This window comes from Sphaerisporangium aureirubrum, from assembly GCF_042658925.1.
GTDB lineage: Bacteria > Actinomycetota > Actinomycetes > Streptosporangiales > Streptosporangiaceae > Sphaerisporangium > Sphaerisporangium aureirubrum.
In genome coordinates, this window is the sequence record NZ_JBHSRF010000011.1 from 1 (window position 1) to 1,641 (window position 1,641).

Sequence of the window (1,641 nt, forward strand, 5' to 3'; positions counted from 1 at the left end):
CCAACCCGGCGGACCCGACTCCCACCCCCAACCCGGCGCCCACCCCCGATCCGGCGGACTCGGCTCCCACCCCTGACTTCACCAACTCCGGTCCGACCTCCGTTCCCACGGACCCTGGCCCCACGGACCCTGGCCCCACGGACCCGGCCGCCCGCGTCACCGACTTCCGCTGGCACGAGCCGCTCCGGCTCCTCCTCAACCTGCTGGACGGCGCCGACGGCACCGTCGCCCGGATCGTCTCCACCGCCGCCGCCCACGACCCCGCGCTGGCCGTGGAGTTCCTCCGCGCGACCGCCACCCCCGCGACCGGCCCCCTGAACGCCTTCACCGAACACGTCCACCGCCTGCTCACCACCCCCGAGCACCCCCCACCCGAACAGCCACCCCCCGCACCCCACCCGAATCCGCACCCTGCCCCCGCAACCCACCCCGCCCCCACCCACCCAAATGCGCACCCCGACCCGACGCACCCCGACCCGACGCACCCCGACCCGACGCACCCCGACCCGACGCACCCCGACCCGACGCACCCCCCGCGCGAACAGCCGCCCTCCGCGCCGCACCCGAATGCGGACCCTGCTCCCGCAGCCCACCCCGCCCCCACCCACCCCCACCCAAATGCGCACCCTGACCGGACGTACCCCGGCCCGGCGGCGCACCCCAGCCCCGATGAGGCGGTGGTCCCGGCGCTGCGGCTGCGGGCCGCGATGGCGCTGGCCGAGTACGGCGGGCGGGCGGCGCGGGAGGTGCTCGGGGCGGTCGCGGCCGATCCGGGTGCCCCGCCGGGGTCGCGGGTCGCCGCCCTGCGGGCCCTGGAGCGGCTGGTCCGGCTCGACCGCCCCGCCGCGCGGGCGGCGGCCCGCGCCGCGTTACGGCGCGCGGCCGGCACCGTGCTGTCCGAAGCCGCGCCGGAGGAAGTCCGGGTGGCGGCACTGGACGCACTGGGCCGTGCCGGAGTCCACAACCTCTCGCCGCGCGCAGCCGAACTGGTCGACCCCGCCCAGCCTTGGCCGGTCGCCGAAGCCGCCACCCGCGCCCTCCGCGCCCTGGACACCGACCCCACCACCGCCCTAGGCCACCGCTGGACCACCGCCTGCGAACACCGCCTGTCCGCCACCGAACACGAACTCTCAGCCCTCCCCCCACCCCCAGACTCCCCCACCCCCTCCTCCCCCGCCTCGTACACCGGCCCCGCCTCGTACGCCAGCCCCGCCCCACACACCGGCCCCGCCTCGTACGCCGGGCAGGAGCAACTCACCGAAGAGCGGCGGCGGCTTCTCGCCGAGCTGGCCGCCGCGTCCCGAGTGGACGTGCTGCTCACCCACCGCTTCCGCTTTGGCCTGGAAGACCAGGCGGCCCGGCTGCTCGACGAGGCAGCCCACCGTCCGGACCCGGCCAGACAAACGCCCGGCTCCCCCGCCCCGCACACCCCAAACACCTTGCACACCGCCAGCACCGCCAGCACCCCCAGCACCACAGGCACCCCCAGCACCATGAGCACCCCCAGCGACACAGGCACCTCCGGCACCATGAGCACCTGCAACACCATGAGCACCTCCGGCACCCCCGCTAGCACCCTCGGCACCACAGGCACCACAGGCACCACAGGCACCACCGTTGCCCCCGGCACCCCAGACTTCC

1 pseudogene is annotated in these 1,641 nt (G+C 76.4%); it reads left to right on the forward strand.

Annotated elements, in window-relative coordinates:
* A pseudogene (locus ACFP1K_RS10775) lies at window positions 1–1,641 on the forward strand (hypothetical protein); the annotation flags it as partial.